Source organism: Bartonella sp. AP331QHHD (genome assembly GCF_042195905.1).
Taxonomy (GTDB): Bacteria; Pseudomonadota; Alphaproteobacteria; order Rhizobiales; family Rhizobiaceae; genus Bartonella.
The window spans coordinates 14,320-35,320 of sequence record NZ_JBHIPG010000031.1 but is presented as its reverse complement, the minus strand read 5'-3'; the positions used below and the strand labels follow the sequence as shown (position 1 = coordinate 35,320).

The 21,001-nt window shown below is 38.8% G+C and carries 16 protein-coding genes; 14 read left to right on the top strand and 2 right to left on the bottom strand.

Annotation, left to right across the window (positions count from 1 at the left end; all coding sequences use genetic code 11):
- The first annotated feature begins 32 nt into the window (after window positions 1-32).
- From zapE to lpdA, 7 genes are all read left to right on the top strand, one after another.
- Complete coding sequence (zapE, locus tag ACFIMS_RS03580; protein ID WP_375668172.1) at window positions 33-1,232, top strand: cell division protein ZapE; 1,200 nt, start codon at window positions 33-35, stop codon at window positions 1,230-1,232.
- Between the two features lie 289 nt (window positions 1,233-1,521).
- Window positions 1,522-2,484, top strand: a complete 963-nt coding sequence (gene mdh / locus ACFIMS_RS03575) for a malate dehydrogenase (RefSeq protein ID WP_375628541.1) — start codon at window positions 1,522-1,524, stop codon at window positions 2,482-2,484.
- Between the two features lie 88 nt (window positions 2,485-2,572).
- Entirely contained in the window at window positions 2,573-3,769 is a 1,197-nt protein-coding gene (sucC, locus tag ACFIMS_RS03570; RefSeq protein ID WP_375612755.1) for an ADP-forming succinate--CoA ligase subunit beta, read from the top strand.
- Window positions 3,770-3,772: 3 nt separating this feature from the next.
- On the top strand, window positions 3,773-4,675 hold the full coding sequence (sucD, locus tag ACFIMS_RS03565) for a succinate--CoA ligase subunit alpha (protein ID WP_375628543.1): 903 nt from the start codon (window positions 3,773-3,775) through the stop codon (window positions 4,673-4,675).
- Window positions 4,676-4,838: 163 nt separating this feature from the next.
- Window positions 4,839-7,838, top strand: a complete 3,000-nt coding sequence (locus ACFIMS_RS03560; RefSeq protein ID WP_375628545.1) for a 2-oxoglutarate dehydrogenase E1 component — start codon at window positions 4,839-4,841, stop codon at window positions 7,836-7,838.
- Window positions 7,839-7,870: 32 nt separating this feature from the next.
- Entirely contained in the window at window positions 7,871-9,082 is a 1,212-nt protein-coding gene (gene odhB / locus ACFIMS_RS03555; RefSeq protein ID WP_375628547.1) for a 2-oxoglutarate dehydrogenase complex dihydrolipoyllysine-residue succinyltransferase, read from the top strand.
- 31 nt (window positions 9,083-9,113) lie between these two features.
- On the top strand, window positions 9,114-10,520 hold the full coding sequence (gene lpdA / locus ACFIMS_RS03550) for a dihydrolipoyl dehydrogenase (protein ID WP_375611323.1): 1,407 nt from the start codon (window positions 9,114-9,116) through the stop codon (window positions 10,518-10,520).
- A gap of 1,127 nt (window positions 10,521-11,647) precedes the next feature.
- Here lpdA and ACFIMS_RS03545 read toward each other — a convergent pair.
- Together ACFIMS_RS03545 and ACFIMS_RS03540 are read right to left on the bottom strand one after the other, a co-directional pair.
- Window positions 11,648-12,868 (bottom strand): saccharopine dehydrogenase family protein, encoded by a 1,221-nt coding sequence (locus ACFIMS_RS03545; RefSeq protein WP_375696411.1) that lies wholly within the window; start codon window positions 12,866-12,868, stop codon window positions 11,648-11,650.
- Window positions 12,869-12,942: 74 nt separating this feature from the next.
- Window positions 12,943-14,040, bottom strand: a complete 1,098-nt coding sequence (locus ACFIMS_RS03540; protein ID WP_375612883.1) for a carboxynorspermidine decarboxylase — start codon at window positions 14,038-14,040, stop codon at window positions 12,943-12,945.
- Window positions 14,041-14,207: 167 nt separating this feature from the next.
- On the opposite strand from ACFIMS_RS03540, the gene ACFIMS_RS03535 reads away from it, so the two are divergent.
- From ACFIMS_RS03535 to mnhG, 7 genes are all read left to right on the top strand, one after another.
- A complete protein-coding gene (locus tag ACFIMS_RS03535; protein WP_375632101.1) occupies window positions 14,208-14,705 on the top strand; it encodes a BA14K family protein in 498 nt (165 codons plus the stop codon).
- Between the two features lie 230 nt (window positions 14,706-14,935).
- Window positions 14,936-17,857, top strand: a complete 2,922-nt coding sequence (locus ACFIMS_RS03530) for a monovalent cation/H+ antiporter subunit A (protein ID WP_375612749.1) — start codon at window positions 14,936-14,938, stop codon at window positions 17,855-17,857.
- Window positions 17,857-18,198 (top strand): Na+/H+ antiporter subunit C, encoded by a 342-nt coding sequence (locus ACFIMS_RS03525; protein ID WP_273790150.1) that lies wholly within the window; start codon window positions 17,857-17,859, stop codon window positions 18,196-18,198. Before ACFIMS_RS03530 ends, ACFIMS_RS03525 begins: the two co-directional genes overlap by 1 nt.
- Entirely contained in the window at window positions 18,198-19,820 is a 1,623-nt protein-coding gene (locus ACFIMS_RS03520; RefSeq protein WP_375611319.1) for a monovalent cation/H+ antiporter subunit D, read from the top strand. The genes ACFIMS_RS03525 and ACFIMS_RS03520 overlap by 1 nt, the downstream gene beginning before the upstream one ends.
- Window positions 19,817-20,302, top strand: coding sequence for a Na+/H+ antiporter subunit E (locus ACFIMS_RS03515; RefSeq protein WP_375612748.1), 486 nt, complete (start codon window positions 19,817-19,819; stop codon window positions 20,300-20,302). The genes ACFIMS_RS03520 and ACFIMS_RS03515 overlap by 4 nt, the downstream gene beginning before the upstream one ends.
- Window positions 20,299-20,580, top strand: coding sequence for a K+/H+ antiporter subunit F (locus ACFIMS_RS03510; RefSeq protein ID WP_375606068.1), 282 nt, complete (start codon window positions 20,299-20,301; stop codon window positions 20,578-20,580). The genes ACFIMS_RS03515 and ACFIMS_RS03510 overlap by 4 nt, the downstream gene beginning before the upstream one ends.
- Window positions 20,577-20,987 (top strand): monovalent cation/H(+) antiporter subunit G, encoded by a 411-nt coding sequence (mnhG, locus tag ACFIMS_RS03505; protein ID WP_375696395.1) that lies wholly within the window; start codon window positions 20,577-20,579, stop codon window positions 20,985-20,987. The genes ACFIMS_RS03510 and mnhG overlap by 4 nt, the downstream gene beginning before the upstream one ends.
- The last annotated feature ends 14 nt before the right edge of the window (window positions 20,988-21,001 follow it).

The following is a 21,001-nucleotide window of genomic DNA, read 5'->3' as shown; positions in this document are numbered from 1 at the left end:
TCATTGAGATCGGTTTGAAAAAGGTTTTTTGGATGATTCTCGTTTCAACATGTTATAAGGAGCTTGTTGCTAAAGGAGAGGTTTGTTTTGATCCCGCTCAATTAGCTATAACAGAATATTTTGATCATTTATTAAAAAAAATTGCGGAACAAAATATCTCTCATCCTTTGCCTTGGATATTTTGCTCTTTCTTTAACAGAATATTTAAAAGGAAAAAACAAAATATTTCTTGTGTTGTAAAACAAGGAGATGAAACAGGTTTTTTTCAGGGACTGTATATTTATGGTGAAGTAGGACGGGGCAAAACCATGCTGATGGATTTGTTCTTTTCTTGTTTGCCTAAAGGTCATAAAAAGCGTGCCCATTTTAATGATTTTATGGCTGATGTGCATGAGCGTATTAATTTTTATCGTCAAGCATCTGGGTGTGCAAAATTTAAACAAGATAATCCTATTTTAGCTGTTGCTGAGGATCTTGCACGAGAAGCAAAAGTACTTTGTTTTGATGAGTTTAGTGTAACGGATATTGCTGATGCTATGGTATTGGGGCGGCTTATTTCTGCTCTGTTTGATAAAGGAATTTTCTTTATTGCGACTTCAAATGTGGCGCCAGATAACCTTTATTGTAACGGTTTAAATCGTGAGCTCTTTTTGCCTTTTATTCAAGTTTTGAAAGCATATGTTCGTGTTGTTAATCTTGATGCAAAAACAGATTATCGCCTTGAAAAATCAAATCTACAACAGATGTATGTATCGCCGTTGGGGGTTCAAGCAAATGAATATATGGATCAAGCATGGACACTTGTATTGCAAGGACATAAGGAGATGTCTGATGAGCTTTCTATAAAAGGGCGCTTTATTCCTATTCCGCGCTTTGGTGCAGGATGTGCTCGTTTTGATTATGGGGATTTATGTGCAAAGCCTTTGGCCGCGGCTGAATATTTGTTATTAGGAAAGCATTATCATACGATTTTTATTGATAATGTACCGGTCATGGATGATACATGTCGTAATGAAACAAAACGGTTTATTTTGCTTATTGATATTCTTTATGAGCGCCACATACGGTTGTTTATGTCGGCAGCCGCAGGGATAGGGGATTTGTATAAAGGGCATGCGCAGATTACGGAAACATTTGAATTTCAAAGAACACAATCACGTCTTTTCGAAATGCAAAGCTACGATTATTTAAAACTTTGGGAAGAACATTTTCTTTTGAAGAAGAAGCATTGATTATACTTTTACCTTTACGTAAACTGTCAAAACAATAACTTTTTGAAATTAAAGAAATATAATAATTCTGTTGTATTTTTTTTAAATTCACTTTATCGATACATCGTGATAATTTTCTAATAGTTGTTTCAGCGGAGGGTTGTTGTTTCTGTAAGGAGAGAAATTTGTAAATTTCATTTCTTTACTCCTTTTTATGATATTGTTTGAATATGGTTGAAGTCAAAAATATTCAGTATACGGACGTTGATTGGGTGTGCGCTGAATTATCTAAAAGTTAGGAAAAAATAAAATGGCACGGAAAAAAATAGCTCTCATTGGTTCAGGTATGATTGGTGGTACTTTAGCACATATTATTGGGCTTAAAGAGCTTGCTGATGTGGTCTTATTTGATATTACAGAAGGTGTGCCACAAGGTAAGGCTCTAGATATAGCCGAATCTTCTCCTGTTGATGGTTTTGATATCAGTCTAAAAGGTGCTAATGCTTATGAAGCAATTGAAGGTGCTGATGTTGTTATTGTAACAGCAGGCGTTGCGCGAAAACCTGGTATGAGTCGTGATGAACTTTTGGGCATTAATTTAAAGGTTATGGAACAAGTTGGAGCTGGAATTAAAAAATACGCTTCTTCAGCGTTTGTTATTTGTATTACCAATCCCCTTGATGCGATGGTGTGGGCATTGCAGAAATTTTCAGGTCTCCCTACACATAAAGTGGTTGGTATGGCTGGTGTTCTTGATTCAGCGCGTTTTCGTCATTTCTTATCTGAGGAATTTAAGGTCTCTATTAAAGATGTGACAGCGTTTGTTTTAGGGGGCCACGGTGATACAATGGTTCCTCTCGTGCGTTATTCAACGGTTGGTGGTATTTCTTTGCCTGATCTTATAAAGATGGGCTGGACAACACAGGGAAGAATTGATCAAATTATCCAGCGTACCCGTGATGGCGGTGCAGAAATTGTTGGTTTGTTAAAAACAGGTTCTGCTTATTATGCACCAGCAGCTTCTGCTGTTTCTATGGCTGAGGCCTACCTAAAGGATACTAAGCGTGTTGTGCCTGTTGCAGCTTATCTTTCAGGAGAATATGGGGTTAATGATACCTATGTTGGGGTACCTGTTGTACTTGGTGCAGGTGGTGTTGAACGAGTCATTGAAATTGATCTTGATAAAGAAGAAAGAGGTGCTTTTGATCATTCAGTAAATGCGGTTAAAAAGCTTTGTGAAGCTTGTATTGCTCTTGTACCTAGTCTCAAGTAAATTGAACAAGATTTAATTCATTAAAATAAGTATTTAGAATGTTAAAACTTTAGGATTAATAAGATCCATAAAAGAAAAGGACAAATGCATGAATATCCATGAGTATCAGGCCAAACGTCTGCTTCATGAATATGGAGCACCAATTGCAAATGGTGTCGCTGTTTATTCTGTAGAGCAAGCTGAAAAATGGGCGGAAAAATTGCCCGGACCTCTCTATGTGGTTAAAAGTCAGATACACGCTGGTGGTCGTGGTAAGGGTAAGTTTAAAGAACTTGGTCCTGATGCAAAGGGTGGTGTTCGGCTTGCACAATCTGTTGAAGAAGTTGTTGCAAATGTTCAAGAAATGCTTGGAAAAACTTTGGTAACCAAACAAACTGGTCCAGAGGGTAAGCAGGTCAACCGCCTTTATATTGAAGATGGTGCCGATATTGAACGGGAGCTTTATCTTTCACTTTTGGTTGATCGTAGCGTTGGTCGAATTGCTTTTGTTGTTTCAACAGAAGGTGGAATGGATATTGAAACGGTTGCTGAAGAGACACCAGAAAAAATATTCACGCTTCCCATTGATGCTGTAGAGGGTGTTACTTCTGCTGATTGTGCAAGACTTTGTGATGCGTTGAAACTACAAAGTAGTGCGCGAGAAGATGGTGAAAAGCTTTTTCCGATTCTCTATAAGGCATTTTGTGAAAAAGATATGAGCCTTTTAGAAATCAATCCGCTTATTGTGATGAAAGATGGTCACTTGCGTGTTCTTGATGCGAAAGTTTCTTTTGATAATAATGCTCTGTTTCGTCATCCAGATATTTTAGAATTGCGCGATCTTTCAGAAGAAGATCCAAAGGAAATAGAAGCATCAAAGCATGATCTTGCTTATGTTGCTCTTGAGGGTACGATTGGTTGCATGGTTAATGGTGCTGGGCTTGCTATGGCAACAATGGATATCATTAAGCTTTATGGAGCAGAGCCAGCGAATTTTTTGGATGTTGGTGGTGGAGCATCAAAAGAAAAGGTGACAGCTGCTTTTAAAATTATTACGGCCGATCCAAATGTTAAGGGCATTTTGGTTAACATTTTTGGTGGTATTATGCGTTGTGATGTCATTGCTGAAGGTGTGGTTGCTGCTGTTCGTGAGGTTGGTTTAAAGGTTCCCTTGGTTGTTCGTCTTGAAGGTACTAATGTTGAGCAAGGTAAAGCAATTATCAATGAGAGTGGTTTGAATGTTATTCCTGCTGATGATTTAGATGATGCTGCCCAAAAAATTGTTGCAGCCGTGAAGGGAGCTTAAGCTATGTCAATTCTTGTGAATAAAGAGACAAAAGTTCTAGTTCAAGGGCTTACAGGAAAAACAGGAACGTTTCATACAGAACAGGCGCTTGCTTATCATGGTACGCAAATGGTTGGTGGCGTTAATCCTAAAAAGGGTGGAGAAACATGGGAAGGTTCAGAAGGCGAAACTCTTCCTATTTTCGCTAATGTTGCAGAAGCAAAAGAAAAAACAGGTGCAGATGCTTCCGTTATTTATGTTCCTCCTGCAGGGGCTGCTGCAGCTATTATAGAGGCTATAGAAGCTGAAGTTCGTTTAATTATCTGTATTACGGAAGGTATTCCCGTTATGGATATGGTTAAAGTGAAGGCGCGATTAGAAAACTCAAAGTCTCGTCTTATTGGTCCTAATTGTCCCGGTATTCTTACACCAAATGAATGTAAAATTGGTATTATGCCTGGTTCTATTTTTAGAAAAGGTTCTGTTGGGGTTGTCTCGAGGTCGGGAACTTTAACTTATGAAGCCGTTTTTCAAACGAGTCAGGAAGGTCTCGGACAAACAACTGCTATAGGGATTGGTGGCGATCCTGTTAAGGGCACTGAATTTATTGATGTGTTGGAAATGTTTTTAGCGGATGATGAAACCGAGTCTATTGTTATGATTGGTGAGATTGGTGGTTCTGCTGAAGAAGAAGCAGCACAGTTTTTGCAAGATGAAGCAAGAAAAGGTCGTAAAAAGCCAGTTGTTGGCTTTATTGCTGGCCGTACGGCTCCTCCAGGACGGACAATGGGACATGCTGGTGCTGTTATTTCTGGTGGTAAAGGTGGAGCAGAAGATAAAATTGCGGCAATGGAATCAGCAGGGATTCGTGTATCTTCTTCGCCATCACAGATAGGTAAGACTTTGATGTCAGTTTTGAAAGGCTAAAAGAAAGTTTCACCTGAATAAGAAAAGGTTCTTAGATTCAGGTGAAAAAGCTTGAGTATAAAAAGGTAAAACTTTTTTGAATGTTCGAATCACTGCTTGTTTGTAAGCATTTAAAGGTCAAAAAGAGATATAAGGAGACGGAATAAATGTTCCGGAGAAGTATATGGCAAGGCAGGACGAAATAAATAGCCTTTTTGCACAGACATCATTTCTTTATGGTGGGAATGCGGATTATATAGATCAACTTTATGCTCAATATGAAAAAGATCCTACCAGTGTTGATTCACAGTGGCGTGCTTTTTTTGAAGGACTTCATGATAATAAAGAAGATGTTCTTAAAAATGCTGAAGGAGCAACATGGCAGCGTGATCATTGGCCATTAAAAGCAGAGGGTGAATTGATTTCTGCTCTTGATGGTGATTGGTCTTCTCTTGAAAAATATTTTGGCGATAAATTAAAGGAAAAAGCAATAACAGGTGCTGCACAAAAGGGAAAAACTTCCAGTGAACAAGATATTATTCGTGCAACACGTGATTCCGTTCATGCAATTATGATGATTCGTGCGTTTCGAGAACGGGGACATCTTCATGCGCAACTTGACCCTCTTCAATTGGCCGAAAAACAAGAAGATTATAAGGAACTTTCTCCAGAAGCTTATGGTTTTACTCCAGCTGATTACGAGCGTCCCATTTTTATTGATAATGTTTTAGGGTTGGAATATGCAACTATTCCGCAAATGCTTGAGATTCTCAATCGTACCTATTGTTCAACAATCGGTGTGGAATATATGCATGTTTCTGATCCGGTTCAGAAAGTATGGCTTCAAGAACGCATTGAAGGGCGAGATAAAAAAAATTCTTTCACACAACAAGACAAGAAAGCTATTCTGAATAAGCTTATTCAGGCAGAGGGATTCGAACAGTTTTTAGACACTAAATATAAAGGTACAAAGCGTTTTGGACTCGATGGTGGTGAGGCGCTGATTCCCGCTCTTGAACAGATTATCAAATGTGGTAGTGCTTTGGGGGTTAGGGAAGTTATTTTAGGAATGGCACATCGTGGTCGTTTAAATGTTCTTTCACAAGTTCTTGCCAAACCGCATAGGGCTATTTTTCATGAATTCAAAGGGGGATCTTACAAGCCTGATGATGTGGAGGGATCCGGTGATGTCAAATATCATTTGGGAACTACCGCTGATCTGGACTTTGATGGTAAAAAAGTTCATTTATCGCTGTTAGCCAATCCATCTCATCTTGAGATTGTTGATCCGGTTGTCATGGGAAAAGCACGTGCTAAACAAGATCAACTTATGGGACCTGCGCATACTGATTTACTCCCATTAAGTGAGCGTTCAAAAGTGATGCCATTGCTTATTCATGGTGATGCCGCTTTTGCAGGACAAGGCGTTATCCAAGAAACTTTTGGTCTTTCAGGTCTTAAAGGTTATCGTGTTGCAGGCTCACTTCATGTTATTATCAATAACCAGATTGGTTTTACAACATCTCCACGTTTTTCACGTTCTTCGCCTTATCCATCAGATGTCGCAAAAATGATTGATGCACCAATTTTCCATGTGAATGGTGATGATCCTGAGGCGGTTGTTTTTGTTGCCAAAATAGCAACAGAGTTTCGCCAAATTTTCCATAAACCAGTGGTTATTGATATGTTTTGTTATCGCCGTTATGGGCATAATGAAGGTGATGAACCTTCCTTTACGCAGCCGCTTATGTATAAAGCAATTCGTAATCATAAAACAACACTTCAACTTTATAGTGACCAATTGGTAGCAGAAGGAATGATTTCTTCAGAAGAGATTGAGCAACAAAAAAAATTATGGCGCGATAAGCTTGAAGGTGAACTTGAAGCGAGTGCTTCTTATAAGCCTAATAAGGCTGATTGGCTTGATGGAAGCTGGACGGGACTCAAAGCTTTTAGTAGTTCTGATGAGCAGCATTCTAGAGCAACCGGTGTTGAAGTAAAAACTTTAAAGGAAATTGGTCAGAAAATTGTTGAAATTCCGGCGAATTTTCACGTTCACAAAACCATTCAACGTTTTTTAAATAATCGTGCTAAAATTTTTGAAACCGGTGAGGGTGTTGACTGGGCAACCGCTGAAGCTTTAGCTTTTGGTTCACTTTGTTTGGAAGGTGCACCGGTTCGTCTTTCCGGTGAAGATGTTGAACGGGGAACTTTTTCACAACGTCATTCAGTTCTTTATGACCAAGAAAATGAGGCGCGTTATATTCCTTTGAATCATTTACAAAAGGGGCAAGCGCTTTATGACGTTGTTAATTCTATGCTTTCTGAAGAAGCTGTTCTTGGTTTTGAATATGGATATTCTCTTGCTGAACCACGAGGATTAACACTTTGGGAAGCACAATTTGGTGATTTCTCTAATGGTGCACAGGTCATTTTTGATCAATTTATTTCATCCGCAGAGCGTAAGTGGCTTCGTATGTCTGGTCTTGTGTGTTTATTGCCTCATGGTTTTGAAGGGCAAGGGCCGGAGCATTCTTCTGCACGTTTAGAACGGTTTCTTCAACTTTGTGCGGAAGATAATATGCAGGTTGCTAATTGTACAACCCCTGCAAATTATTTTCATATTTTGCGTCGACAAATTAAGCGTGATTTCCGGAAGCCATTGATTTTGATGACACCGAAATCACTTTTACGTCATAAGAGAGCTGTTTCTTTTCTCAATGAAATGGGGCCAGAAACAAGTTTTTGTCGTGTGTTGCTTGATGATGCAGAATGTCTCAGAGATTCTGTCATTAAGTTGCAAAAAGATAATAAGATTCGCCGTGTCGTTCTTTGTACTGGTAAGGTTTATTACGACCTTTATGAAGAACGTGAAAAAAGGGGTATTGATGATGTTTACCTCCTTCGTGTTGAACAGCTTTATCCTTTCCCTGCAAAAGTTTTGGTGAATGTATTATCGCGCTTTTTGCAGGCGGAAGTTTTTTGGTGCCAAGAGGAACCAAAAAACATGGGGGCTTGGTCATTTATTGAGCCTTATTTGGAATGGGTTTTGACGCATATTAATGCGCAATATTCACGTGCTCGTTATGCAGGACGTCCTGCGAGTGCGTCACCGGCCTCTGGGTTAATGGTGAAACACCTTGAACAACTGGCTGCGTTTCTTAAAGACGCGTTAGGTTCTTAATTTATTACTACTCTGATGTATGGAAAAATATTATGACTACTGAAATTCGTGTTCCTACTTTGGGCGAATCGGTTACCGAAGCAACGGTTGGCAAATGGTTTAAAAAACTTGGCGAAGCTGTCGCTATGGATGAGCCTTTGGTTGAATTAGAAACTGATAAGGTAACCGTTGAAGTTCCTTCTCCTGTTGCTGGGAAATTATCTGAAATCATTGCAAAAGAAGGCGATACGGTTGAAGTAAATGCTCTTTTAGGAGTGGTGAAAGCTGGAGAAGCTGGTATCTCCCAATCACTTTCACCTTCTGCTACACTTGTTCCAGCGGCTTCATCTGAATCGAAGAAGCCTGCTTTGAGCAGTGCAATGCCTCCTTCTCCTTCAGCAGCAAAATTGATGGCTGAAAATAATGTTGCAAAAAGCGATATTTCAGGTTCTGGAAAACGTGGACAAATTCTTAAAGAAGATGTTCTTGGTGGATTAAAACAAAGTACAAATGCTCCTACACCCTCTTCTTCTGCGACGAGTTCTTCGGCACCTCCTGTCCAAGAAACACGTGAAGAGCGGGTTCGTATGACGAAATTGCGTCAAACAATTGCTCGCCGTCTTAAAGATGCACAAAATGTAGCAGCAATGTTAACCACATTTAATGAGGTTGATATGTCAGCGGTGATGGATTTGCGCAAGCGTTATAAGGATCTTTTTGAAAAGAAACATGGTGTTAAGCTTGGTTTTATGGGTTTTTTTACCAAGGCTGTTTGTCATGCATTAAAAGAACTTCCTGCTGTTAATGCAGAGATTGATGGGACAGATATTGTTTACAAAAACTATGTCAATGTTGGAATTGCTGTTGGAACGGATAAAGGGCTTGTTGTTCCAGTGGTGCGAGATGCAGATCAAATGTCATTGGCAGAGATTGAAAAAGAGATTGGTCGTTTGGGGCGTCTTGCGCGTGATGGAAAATTAGCCGTTTCTGATATGCAGGGCGGAACTTTTACCATTACCAATGGTGGTGTGTATGGATCGTTGATGTCAACACCGATTTTGAATGCACCACAATCTGGTATTTTGGGAATGCATGCGATTAAAGAGCGAGCAATGGTTGTTGAGGGTCAAGTTGTGATCCGCCCCATGATGTATTTAGCGCTTTCTTATGATCACCGTATTGTGGATGGGCAAGAAGCTGTGACTTTCCTTGTGCGTGTTAAGGAAAGCTTAGAAGATCCGGAACGCCTTGTTCTTGATTTGTAAAATACAGTTTTCAGGATGAAAGGAGAAACGGATGTCTTATGATGTGGCTGTGATCGGAGCGGGTCCAGGTGGTTATGTAGCAGCAATAAAAGCGGCGCAACTGGGACTTAAAGTAGCAATTATTGAAAAGCGTACAACATTAGGAGGAACATGTCTCAACGTTGGTTGTATTCCTTCTAAAGCGTTGCTGCATGCTTCAGAAGTGTTTTCTGAAACCCAGCATGGTTTTGAAACGCTTGGTATTTCTATTGGTAAATCTAAGCTTAATCTTGAACAAATGATGGTTCATAAGAAAGCTGTGGTGACAGCCAATACGAGTGGTGTTTCTTTTTTGATGAAAAAAAATAAAGTTGATACTTTTTTTGGGACAGCCAAAATTTTGAGTGCGGGTCATGTGGAAGTTGTTGCCAGAGATGGTAATAAACAAACAATTGAGACAAAAAATATTATTATTGCTACCGGTTCAGAGAGTTCAGGCATTCCAGGGGTGAATGTTGAAATTGATGAAAAGACTATTGTTTCTTCTACGGGAGCTCTTTCACTTGAAAAAGTACCAACGCATATGATTGTAGTAGGTGCTGGTGTCATTGGTTCAGAACTTGGATCAGTTTGGAGCCGTTTAGGTGCTAAAGTGACCATTATTGAGTATCTTAATAAAGTTTTGGGCTCAATGGATGGTGAAGTTTCACGGCAATTTCAGAAATTAATGGAAAAACAGGGGATTGAATATAAAACGGGTGCAAAGGTAACAGCTGTTACACAATCTGGCTCAACTGCTCAGGTGAGCTTTGAATCTGTCAAAGGTGGTGAATCTGAAACTTTAGAGGCTGATGTTGTGCTTATTGCTACTGGACGTTCTCCTTATACAGAGGGGCTTGGATTACAAGAGGCTGGTGTTCAGTTAGATGAACGCGGATTTATTGCAATTGATGCTCATTGGCAGACGAATGTTCCAGGAATTTATGCGATTGGTGATGTCGTAAAAGGACCAATGCTAGCACATAAAGCAGAGGAAGAAGGCGTTGCTGTGGCAGAAATTTTGGCAGGTCAAAAAGGGCATGTTAATTTTGATGTTATTCCTAGTGTTGTTTATACACAGCCGGAAATTGCGAGTGTAGGAAGGACAGAAGAAGAGCTAAAAACTGCTGGTATTGAATATAATGTTGGCAAATTTCCTTTTATGGCCAATGGTCGTGCACGTGCAATGCAAAAGAGTGATGGGTTCGTTAAAATCCTTTCTGATAAAAAAACAGATCGGGTATTAGGGGGGCATATTCTTGGATTTGGTGCTGGTGAAATGATCCATGAAATTGCAGTTTTAATGGAATTTGGAGGTTCATCAGAAGATCTGGGACGTTGTTGCCATGCACATCCTACCTTATCAGAAGCCGTGCGTGAGGCAGCTTTGGCAACATTTGCTAAACCACTTCATATTTAAAAAGCTTTTAAAAAGTAAATTTTAAAAGGCACATGAGGCAGAAAATATTTGTGAAGCATGCAACAACATTTTAAAACTTTAAAAAAGAATATAACCAATTGTATTGAAATGTTCCATTTGTTGTATGCTTTTCGATAATTACTGTTTTAGATATCTGTTGTGCAGTTTTGATTGATTATTCTGTTGTGCACTATCGTTTAGAGCGGTGGTGTTTAGTCTATGTAAAGTTTTATATATGGGGTAGTTTTTATACTGTTATAAAATATTTAAGATAGGATTCTGAGCCTATCTGGGTGCTTTGTGTTAAGAAGACATCTCTCAAAATGCTCAAATCTACTTCGCGAGGGTGTTCGTGAATGGTATAGCTGTAAAAGTTCCTCTTGAAATATATGAAATTCATTCAAACTGTTATAAGACCTATTGTGCACCATCATCTTTATGTTTAGTAAAAGTACACGCTGGCATTATAATACACTTTTTCAGTTCTTAATATTGCTAAAGCTCTTTATTATTTGAGAATTTTCATTCTGTTCTTTTATCATTTTACCTCACACGCTCGTTTTGTTTGTGATGTGCAGACAAAAGATTTTAATTACTTCAATGTGAGAGAGTTTGTGATTAAGAGAATTTTACAGTATTCAGCGTTATGAATCAAGTTGAAAATGATGATTTATTGTTATAAATCAAATCGTTATATATGAAGAGGGAAGTCAAAAGGAATTCACTCAAAGAAATTGAATTGTTTAATGATTGGTGTAGGTTAAGGATCTTTGTCATTTAAGATGAAGAGGCGAGGAATTGAATATTCTACAAAATACCGCTCTTCTTTAAAAGAGCGGTATTTTTATATCTTTTGTTTATGACACTATCTTTTTGATGATAATGACAAGTTATACAGTGTGATTAAATTAGTTTTTTCTTCTCTGTTTTTCTTGATCATTGCTCGCTATGTCTTAAAAAGATGCTATGTCTCTTCTTTAGGGTTGTTAAGAAATCGCAATGTTGCCAAAATATAACGAATAGCTAAAATTTTTTTGAAAACCATAATTACACGAGAATATTAAGTTTGTTTTCATTGGGCAGTTTTGTGATAACTTAAAAAATCAAGCATATGCTTTCTATAGGTATTAAAATTGTAATTTTTTATCCTCTTGTTGTTCTCTTATAAAAGTGGGAAGCCCCATATGATCAAGATATTTAAGGAAAGGGTGGGGTGGTAATTCTTCCACATTGACCATAGTTTTAACATCCCATTCACCTGTGGCAATAAGAAGAGCTGTTGCCGCTGCTGGTACGCCAGCCGTATAGGAAATGCCTTGTGCCCCAGTTTCATGAAAAGCTTGTTTGTGATCGGCTATATTATAGATAAAAATTTCTCTCGAGTTTCCATCTTTTTCGCCTTTAATAAGATCTCCGATACAGGTTTTTCCTGTGTAGTCTGGGGCGAGAGAGGAAGGGTCGGGTAAGACGGCCTTTACGACTTTCAAGGGCACGACTTCTTGTCCTTCTGCTGTCTTAATGGGCTGTTCAGATAAGAGACCAAGATTTTTTAGAACCGTAAAAACAGTGATATAACGATCACCAAATCCCATCCAGAAACGGACATTCTCTACATCAAGATTTTTGGAAAGTGAATGAATTTCATCATGTCCTGTCATATAGGCTTTTTGTTTTCCCACAACGGGAAGATCCCATTCATGGCTGATTTCAAACATTTTATTGGAAGTCCATTTTTTATTTTGCCATGACCATACTTGTCCTGTAAATTCACGGAAGTTAATTTCTGGATCAAAATTTGTAGCAAACCAACGTCCATGATTTCCGGCATTAATATCAATAATATCAATATCTGTGATTTTATCAAAATAATCATCGCGCGCTAATGCTGCATAAGCATTCACTACACCTGGGTCAAAACCTGCTCCTAAAATAGCGGTTATACCAGCTTTTTCACATTCTGGACGCCGAGGCCATTCATAATTGCCATACCAAGGAGGTGTTTCACAAATTTTCAATGGGTCTTCATGAATTGCGGTATCGATATAAGCGCATTTGGTTTCAATACAAGCTGAAAGAACAGACATATTAAGAAAGGCAGAACCAACATTAATGACAATTTCGCATTTGGTCTTTTGGATGAGCTTTATAGTTTCTTCTACATTCATGGCATTGAGCGAATGGCTTTTGAGAACACCTTGCTCTTTCATTGTGTTTTTTTCTTTAATAGAAGCAATGATGGCTTCACATTTTTTGAGTGTTCGTGACGCAATATGAATTTCACCAAGAATATCATTGTTTTGAGCACATTTGTGTGCAACAACTTGTGCAACACCTCCAGCACCAATAATGAGAACATTTTTTTTTCATTGTAGGTCCATCTCCCTTTTTAATACTGTTGTATGACGTTTTTTATGGTTTATCTTTATGAAAGGCTTTCCTGATAGTCGCTATAGCTGAATTGGCGTTGAAGTGTTAATGTACCATCGCACTCTTTGAGAACAATAGCAGGCATTGTAACGCCATTAAACCAGTTTTTCTTGACCATTGTATAACCTGCTGCATCCTGAAAAGACAGTCTATCGCCTATTTTAAGAGGTTTTTGAAATTGAAATGTTCCAAAAATATCGCCGGCAAGACAAGATTTTCCACAAATCATAATTTCGTGTGGTCCTTGATTAGGTTCTAATTTAGCATTTTCACGATAAATGAGAAGATCAAGCATATGTGCTTCAATTGAGCTATCAACGATGGCTAGATTCTTTTCATTATACAATGTGTCAAGAACACTGACTTCTAATGTGGTGCTTTTGGTAATAGCAGCTTCTCCTGGTTCTAGAAAAAGAGTGACACCATGAGTTTTAGAAAATTGTTTTAAGCGTTTTGCGAAAGCTTCTAGAGGATAATTTTCAGCCGTAAAATGGATTCCACCGCCAAGGCTTATCCAGTCAACAGCAGAAAAAAGTTCTGCAAATTTTTCTTCCATATACCCAAGCATTTGGTTAAAAAGATTAAAGTCAGCATTTTCACAATTGTTATGGATCATCAATCCGTTGATAAGTGGCAGAATTTCTTTGATAGCGCTTTGGTTTGTTTCTCCTAAGCGGCTAAAAGGGCGTGAGGGGTTGGCAAGATCAAAATTTGATGCGCTCATTCCTGGGTTTAACCTTAAACCTCTTTGAATGGTTTTTGTTGCATCAGAAAAGCGTTGAAGCTGTTGGATGGAATTAAAGATGATTTTATCTGCATAACCACAGGCTTCATCAATTTCATCATCTGCCCAAGCCACTGAATAAGCATGGGTTTCTTTGCCAAATTTTTCTCTTCCTAAACGTAGTTCATAAAGGGATGATGATGTGGTTCCATCCATGAACTCAGACATTAAATCAAAAACACTCCATGTGGCAAAACATTTTAAAGCAAGTAAAATTTTAGCTCCGGACATTTCCCGTAAATGAGAAATTGTTTGCATGTTTTTGATGAGTTTCGATTTGTCTATAAGATAATAGGGGGTTTTTATCATCATTTATTCATTCTTTTTTGAAGGATCTTATTGCCAAGATCAACGTTTAGTACAAAGAGTAACAGAATGTCTCAAGAAAAAAGAATCTTAAGAAAAGAATCTGTTTCTGTCTAGCAAGAGAAAGGCTTTCTGTAATTACTGTTGTTTATTATGTTGAGTTTTTTGTTATGAGTATGAAAAAAAAATTATATTATGCTTTAGCTTTTGTATTTGTTAGCATTTTTTTCATTATAACAACCACTCTTGTTAATTGGGGGCAAAATAGAAGTGACGCTAAAGCCAAACTGGTTACTCATACTTCTGTCCAAGATAGTTCGGTGCCTCTGATTTTTACGGGGCGTAGAGAACTTAATGGTTTCAAAGGTTATCGTCATTATCGGCGTGGTTATCGTAAATACAGTGATAATTGGTGGTATCCTGAAGTGGCATTTGTTACATCACCGCACTTAAGCACAAAAGGCGCATCATTAAAAGTTGTACCAGATGCTAAAAAAGTGTTTTTAACGTCTTCTTCGGAAAAATTAGAAAAAAAAGAGCCATGGATGCTTAAACAACATATTGAATCTTGCCGTGCGCGTTATCGCTCTTATAATAAAAATGATAATAGTTTTCAGCCTTTTCATGGGGGGCGTAGGCAGTGTTTATCACGCTTTTTTAAAGGATAGAAATTAAATAAAATTTTAATTGCTTCTTGTCGTGGGCGTTATTGTTCTTACAATAAAGAGAAGACTTGTGTGGTGCGCAGTATTTTCATGCAAGCATTGTTTTTTTTTAAAATTTAAATGCTTTTAAGTTTTATTAAATCTTATTATCATTAAGTGTGGAATGGGGGGGTGAGAATATAAGTTTTTGTTTTGTCGATGACAAAATATTAAGGTAAAATGGAGTTTAAAGAATGACAACACGGGAAGCAATGTTGGTATTGCTCGTTTTGCTTCCTTTTGGTGGAAGTGCTGTCATTGGCTTTTTTCGTTCGACAGCAAAAAATAATGAAGCGTGGTTTGCTGGGGTCGTCGCACTTTTCTGTCTTATTTTTACAATAATGCTTTATCCGGAAGTTCGCGGAAACCACATAGTGCGTTTAGATATTTCTTGGCTTCCAGAATGGGGAAGCGATTTGATTCTCCGCATAGATGGTTTGTCCTGGCTTTTTTGCTTGCTTATTACAGGGATTGGGCTGCTTGTTGTCATTTATTCACGTTATTACATAGATCCAGCGGATTCTGTACCGCGTTTTTTTTCCTTTTTTTTGGCCTTTATGGGATCAATGATAGGAATAGTTTTATCAGGTAATCTCGTCTTTTTGGTTGTTTTCTGGGAACTTACCAGTATTTTTTCTTTTTTGCTGATCGGCTATTGGTACCATAATGCAAGTGCGCGTGAGGGTGCGCGTATGGCTCTAACGATCACAGGTTTTGGCGGCTTTGCTCTTTTTATTGGAGTTTTATTGATTGGGTATACTGTTGGCAGTTTTGATTTGGATAAGGTGCTACAGTCTGGAGATATGATCCGGTCAAGTTCTCTTTATAGTCCTATCCTTATTTGTATTTTATTGGGAGGGTTAACAAAAAGCGCGCAATTTCCCTTTCATTTTTGGCTACCTAACGCGATGGCTGCTCCAACTCCCGTATCGGCTTATTTGCATTCGGCAACAATGGTAAAAGCGGGATTGTTTTTGCTTGTTCGTTTATGGCCTGTGCTCTCTGGAACAGAATCTTGGTTTTGGCTGGTTGGCTTTTCAGGACTCTCAACTCTTCTTCTAGGTGCCTATTTTTCCATGTTTCAGCAAGACTTGAAAGGACTGCTTGCTTACTCGACTATTAGTCATCTTGGATTAATTACAACACTTTTAAGTCTTGGTAGTCCACTTGCATGTGTTGCGGCGATCTTTCATATGGCCAATCATGCTACTTTTAAAGCTTCTTTATTTATGGCTGCTGGCATTATTGATCACGAGACGGGAACACGTGATATGCGTAAACTGTCAGGGCTTTATCGTTCTATGCCTATCACAGCAACTCTTGCTTTAGTTGCGAGTGCAGCGATGGCTGGGGTTCCTTTGTTGAATGGTTTTTTATCGAAAGAGATGTTTTTTGCTGAAGCTGTTGAAACGCATATGGAATCATGGCTCGATTGGATTGCGCCTTATGTGGCAACGCTAGCTAGTCTGTTTAGTGTGACCTATTCTATACGCTTTATTCATGGCGTTTTTTTAGGACCAAAGCCTGACAATTTACCCAAGACTCCCCATGAACCACCGCATTTCATGCGTTTACCAATGGAGCTTTTGGTGTTTATTTGTTTAGCGGTTGGTATTTTTCCTAATTTAACAATAGGACCTATTTTAGATAATGCGGTCGTGTCTGTTTTAGGACCAATGACAATTCCTTATAGTTTGGCTGTTTGGCATGGGTTTAACACTCCATTAGTGATGAGCTTTGTTGCATTATTAGGGGGCGGATTGCTCTATGCTGTTGGGCATCGTTATTTTTTATCCTGTGATGATGGGGCTCCTTTTTTCCGTCACTTAAAAGGACCGCGTATTTTTGAACGCATTCTCGTAATTATTTCTTGGAAATGGGCCCGTGCGGTGGAGTCTGCTTTGTCAACACGCCGTTTGCAGATCCAATTGCATTGGATTTTTTGGGTCTGTTTTGCCTTTGTTGGTCTTTTACTTTGGTGCGATGGTTTCATTCCAGTGGGGACATTACCGCTTTTTCCACTTGATATTCCTTTTCTCGCTCTTTGGCTGGTTGGCGGATTATGTGCGCTTTTAGTTGCTTGGCGAGCAAAGTTTCATCGTCTTGCTTCACTTATGCTTTTAGGGGGAGCTGGTTTGATGACTTGTGCAACCTTTTTATGGCTTTCTGCTCCTGATTTAGCAATAACACAATTGGTTGTTGAGGTTGTTACAGTCGTTTTATTATTGCTTGGTTTACGGTGGTTGCCTAAACGTTTGCATGACCCTGGGCCAGCTGCTGTTCATTTTTGGGTTCGCTTGCGTCGTTTCCGTGATTTCATCATATCCCTTGTAGGAGGTGCTGGTGTAGCATGGCTTTCTTTTGCAGTGATGACACGTCCCCAAGGTACAACGATTTCTGATTTTTTTCTAACGCATGCTTACTCAGATGCTGGTGGTCGCAATGTTGTGAATGTGTTATTGGTTGATTTCCGTGGTTTTGATACCATGGGAGAAATTGTGGTTTTGGGTGTTGTTTCCCTTACTGTTTTTGCACTCTTACGACGTTTTCGTCCTGCGCCTGAGAGTATTGATGCGCCTTTTCAACAACGTATCCAGAAAGCCTTTGATATAGCACAGCCTAATCGAAATGTGGGAGATACAGTATTGAATTATTTAGCTGTTCCTGCTGTTATTATGGGTTGGCTCTTTCCGATTATTATCGCTTTTGCTATTTATTTATTCATGCGAGGGCATGATCTGCCAGGAGGTGGATTTGTCGGTGGTATTACTTTGGCTATAGGATTTATTTTACAATATCTTGCACGCGATATTCGGTGGGTGGAAACGCATTTGAGAGTTTTACCTTTGCGTTGGATAGGCTTTGGTTTATTATTGTCAGTCGTAACGGGGATGGGCTCTTGGTTTTTTGGATATCCTTTTTTAACATCCTTTTTTCGATATATTCATCTTCCGTTAATTGGGAAAGTTCCCATGGCATCTGCTTTTTTGTTTGATTTTGGTGTGCTTTCTCTTGTGTTAGGAGCAACTGTTCTCATTTTAATTGCACTTGCACACCAGTCAATTCGGAGTTACCGAATCGGTAAGAAACCTATTTTAAAAGAGAAGGAAAATTAATGGAAATTGTTCTTTCTTTGGGTATCGGTGTTTTTGTCGGATCAGGTATTTGGCTTGTTTTGCGTCCACGTACTTTTCAAGTCATTCTTGGTTTGTCCTTGATCTCCTATGGTGTTAATCTTTTTATATTTTCAATGAGTAGACCGCGTAGTAATGCTGCTCCAATTGTTGATCCTACCACTGTTATTAATCCAGCTAATTATGTCGATCCTCTTCCACAAGCCTTGGTTTTAACTGCGATTGTGATTGGTTTTGCAACAACAGCTTTATTTTTAGTTATCTTGTTGGTTTCACGTGGTTTAACGGGTTCTGATCACGTTGATGGACGTGAGGTGCAATAATGGAAATAGGAGTGCATCATCTCCTTATTTTGCCTATTCTTTTGCCGTTAATCACTGGAGCACTTCTTCTTTTTTATGATGAACGTCGTGCAAGACTTAAATCATTCATCAGTCTTTCTTCTGCGGGACTGTTGGTCGTTACTGCCATTTTATTGATTATACGTACTCTTGAAATAGCACCGGCTTGCGATGTTTATCGACTTGGTAATTGGCCGTCTTCTTTTGGAATTGTTTTAGTCCTTGATCGCTTAAGCGCTATGATGCTTTTACTTTCCAGCTTGTTGGTGACTAGCGTGTTGGTTTTTGCGCGGGCTCATTGGTACAAAGCTGGTTCTCATTTTCAGTCACTAATGCAATTTTTTATGGTGGGGATAAATGGTGCTTTTTTGACTGGCGATTTATTTAATTTATTTGTGTTTTTTGAAGTTATGTTAACGGCTTCCTATGGGCTTGCTTTGCATGGTTCTGGTCAGACGCGCGTGCGTGCAGGGTTGCATTATGTTGTGGTTAATCTTGTTGCTTCATTATTTTTTTTAGTTGGTATAGCGCTCATTTATGGAGTCGTTGGTACTCTTAATATGGCCGATTTGGCTGTTAAAATAAAATATATATCTTCTACAGATATTGTTTTGTTCGAAATAGGTGTTGCACTTTTAGGTATTGCTTTTTTGCTTAAAGCGGGTATGTGGCCGCTTAATTTTTGGTTGGTGCCAACTTACAGTGCAGCAGCAGCGCCTGTTGGAGCTTCTTTTGCACTTTTGAGCAAGGTTGGTATTTATATTATTTTACGTTTAACGTTGCTATGGTTTGGTCCTGAAAGTGAATATTTTAACCATTTTGGTCATACAGTTTTGTTTTATGGTGGGCTTGCCACTATGATTATTGGTTTTATTGGAGTATTGGCGAGCCAAGTTTTGGTGCGTTTGGCAGCTTATAGCGTTCTTGTCTCTTCTGGCACATTGTTGGCTGCGATCGGGATAGGCAATGCAGCACTGACAGCAGGCGCACTTTTTTATATTGTTTCTTCAACTTTAGCACTGGGAGCTTTTTTTCTTTTGGTAGAGTTGGTAGAACGCTGTCAAGATGTGGCTGCTAATGTTCTTGCTGTCACAATGGAGGTGTATGGTGACGATGAAGAGGAGGAAGAAGATGAAGTTGGCATCTATTTTCCAGTAACCTTGGCAATTCTTGGAGCTTGTTTTGGTATCTGTGCCATTTTGATTATTGGATTGCCGCCTTTTTCTGGTTTTGTTGCTAAATTTATGATGTTCATGGCAATTTTAAACCACAGTAGAGAGGATTTTTCTGCTTCTCTTCCGGTTTACCAAGATTGGCTTTTTGTAGTTTTTGTCACTCTCTCTGGTTTTGCGGCTTTGATTGCATTGACACGAACGGGTATCCGAACTTTTTGGGTTTCTCTTGAAGGGCGTATTCCTCGTGTGCAAGTGATAGAATTTGCGCCTATTGCCGTTCTCCTTGCTTTGTGTTTTCTTATAACAATTGTAGCCAGTCCTGTTAGTCATTATATGTCTGAAACTGCTAAGACTTTGTATGAACCTCAAAACTATATTGGGAGCGTTTTAACGGATTTTTCTCTCGAAAATAGGGAGATAAGTAAATGAATCGTTTTTGTCCTTCCCCTTTTTTCAGTGGTGTCATTGTCCTTATGTGGCTTATTTTAAATGGTTTTAGTTTAGGGCAATTGCTTTTAGGGATTTTAACCGCTTTGTTTTGTGGTTGGATGATACGGCTTCTGGAGCCGGAGAAGGTTGTTATTAAAAGCTGGAGTGCGGTTTTTCGTCTCGTTTTTCGAGTATTTATAGATTCTATATTCTCAAATGTTTCGGTGGCTTGGTTTGTTTTAACAAAAAGGTCTCGAGAGCAGAAATCTGGTTTTATTGTAGTACCTCTTCTGCTTCATAATCGCACTGCTTTGGCTATTTTAGCATGCATCCTTTCGGCAACCCCTGGAACTGCTTGGGTTGCCTATAATAGTAAAAAGGGTGAACTTTTGCTTCATGTCTTAAATTTAAAAAATGGATATGATTACAAACAGTTGATCAAACAACGGTATGAGCAATTGCTTTTGGAGATTTTTTTATGAGTATGGTGATTCTTTATTGGGGGCTTTTCTTTTCACAGTTTTTTTTAAGTTTAGCGGTGATTTTCGCGCTGTTTCGGTTGATTCGTGGTCCACGGGCGCAGGATAGAATTGTTGGTTTGGATGCCCTTTATATAACCACTATTCTTTTGTTTCTTACATTCGATATTCGTTCAGGAACAACCACTTATTTTGTTGCAGCTCTCATTATTGGATTGTTGGGATCTGTCTCAAGCATCGCTTTGGCGAAATTTCTTATGCGGGGGGAGATTATTGAATGAAAGATGATATATCGCTTGTGGTTGCTATTGCTATCACAGTTTTCTTAATATTAGGGTCTGGATTGACATTGATCGCAACGATAGGTTTGGTGCGTTTTTCCAATTTTTATAAGCGTTTGCATATGCTTTCAGTATGTACGAGTTGGGGCGTTGGTAGTATTCTTATTTCTTCATTTCTTTATTCAATATTTGTGGACCATTATTTTGTTTTTCATGAAGTGTTGCTGATGTTTTTTTTGTTTTTAACAGTACCGGTAGCTTCTATGTTGCTCTCACATACAGCAGCTTATCGACATCATTCAGAAGAACAGTCAGAAAAACCGCTGGCTCTTTTATTACACAAGACGGAGGAAAAGTTACCCACGTCAGAAGGAACATCAAGAGATGAGAGCCAGCACGGTTCTTGAAATGTAAGAATCTT

What these genes read in the sequence shown, in the direction of transcription:
- zapE (WP_375668172.1), top strand. Translation starts at nt 33, where the DNA reads ATGATTCTCGTTTCAACATGTTATAAGGAGCTTGTTGCTAAAGGAGAG.
- mdh (WP_375628541.1), top strand. Translation starts at nt 1,522, where the DNA reads ATGGCACGGAAAAAAATAGCTCTCATTGGTTCAGGTATGATTGGTGGT.
- sucC (WP_375612755.1), top strand. Translation starts at nt 2,573, where the DNA reads ATGAATATCCATGAGTATCAGGCCAAACGTCTGCTTCATGAATATGGA.
- sucD (WP_375628543.1), top strand. Translation starts at nt 3,773, where the DNA reads ATGTCAATTCTTGTGAATAAAGAGACAAAAGTTCTAGTTCAAGGGCTT.
- ACFIMS_RS03560 (WP_375628545.1), top strand. Translation starts at nt 4,839, where the DNA reads ATGGCAAGGCAGGACGAAATAAATAGCCTTTTTGCACAGACATCATTT.
- odhB (WP_375628547.1), top strand. Translation starts at nt 7,871, where the DNA reads ATGACTACTGAAATTCGTGTTCCTACTTTGGGCGAATCGGTTACCGAA.
- lpdA (WP_375611323.1), top strand. Translation starts at nt 9,114, where the DNA reads ATGTCTTATGATGTGGCTGTGATCGGAGCGGGTCCAGGTGGTTATGTA.
- ACFIMS_RS03540 (WP_375612883.1), bottom strand. Translation starts at nt 14,040, where the DNA reads ATGATAAAAACCCCCTATTATCTTATAGACAAATCGAAACTCATCAAA.
- ACFIMS_RS03535 (WP_375632101.1), top strand. Translation starts at nt 14,208, where the DNA reads ATGAGTATGAAAAAAAAATTATATTATGCTTTAGCTTTTGTATTTGTT.
- ACFIMS_RS03530 (WP_375612749.1), top strand. Translation starts at nt 14,936, where the DNA reads ATGACAACACGGGAAGCAATGTTGGTATTGCTCGTTTTGCTTCCTTTT.
- ACFIMS_RS03525 (WP_273790150.1), top strand. Translation starts at nt 17,857, where the DNA reads ATGGAAATTGTTCTTTCTTTGGGTATCGGTGTTTTTGTCGGATCAGGT.
- ACFIMS_RS03520 (WP_375611319.1), top strand. Translation starts at nt 18,198, where the DNA reads ATGGAAATAGGAGTGCATCATCTCCTTATTTTGCCTATTCTTTTGCCG.
- ACFIMS_RS03515 (WP_375612748.1), top strand. Translation starts at nt 19,817, where the DNA reads ATGAATCGTTTTTGTCCTTCCCCTTTTTTCAGTGGTGTCATTGTCCTT.
- ACFIMS_RS03510 (WP_375606068.1), top strand. Translation starts at nt 20,299, where the DNA reads ATGAGTATGGTGATTCTTTATTGGGGGCTTTTCTTTTCACAGTTTTTT.
- mnhG (WP_375696395.1), top strand. Translation starts at nt 20,577, where the DNA reads ATGAAAGATGATATATCGCTTGTGGTTGCTATTGCTATCACAGTTTTC.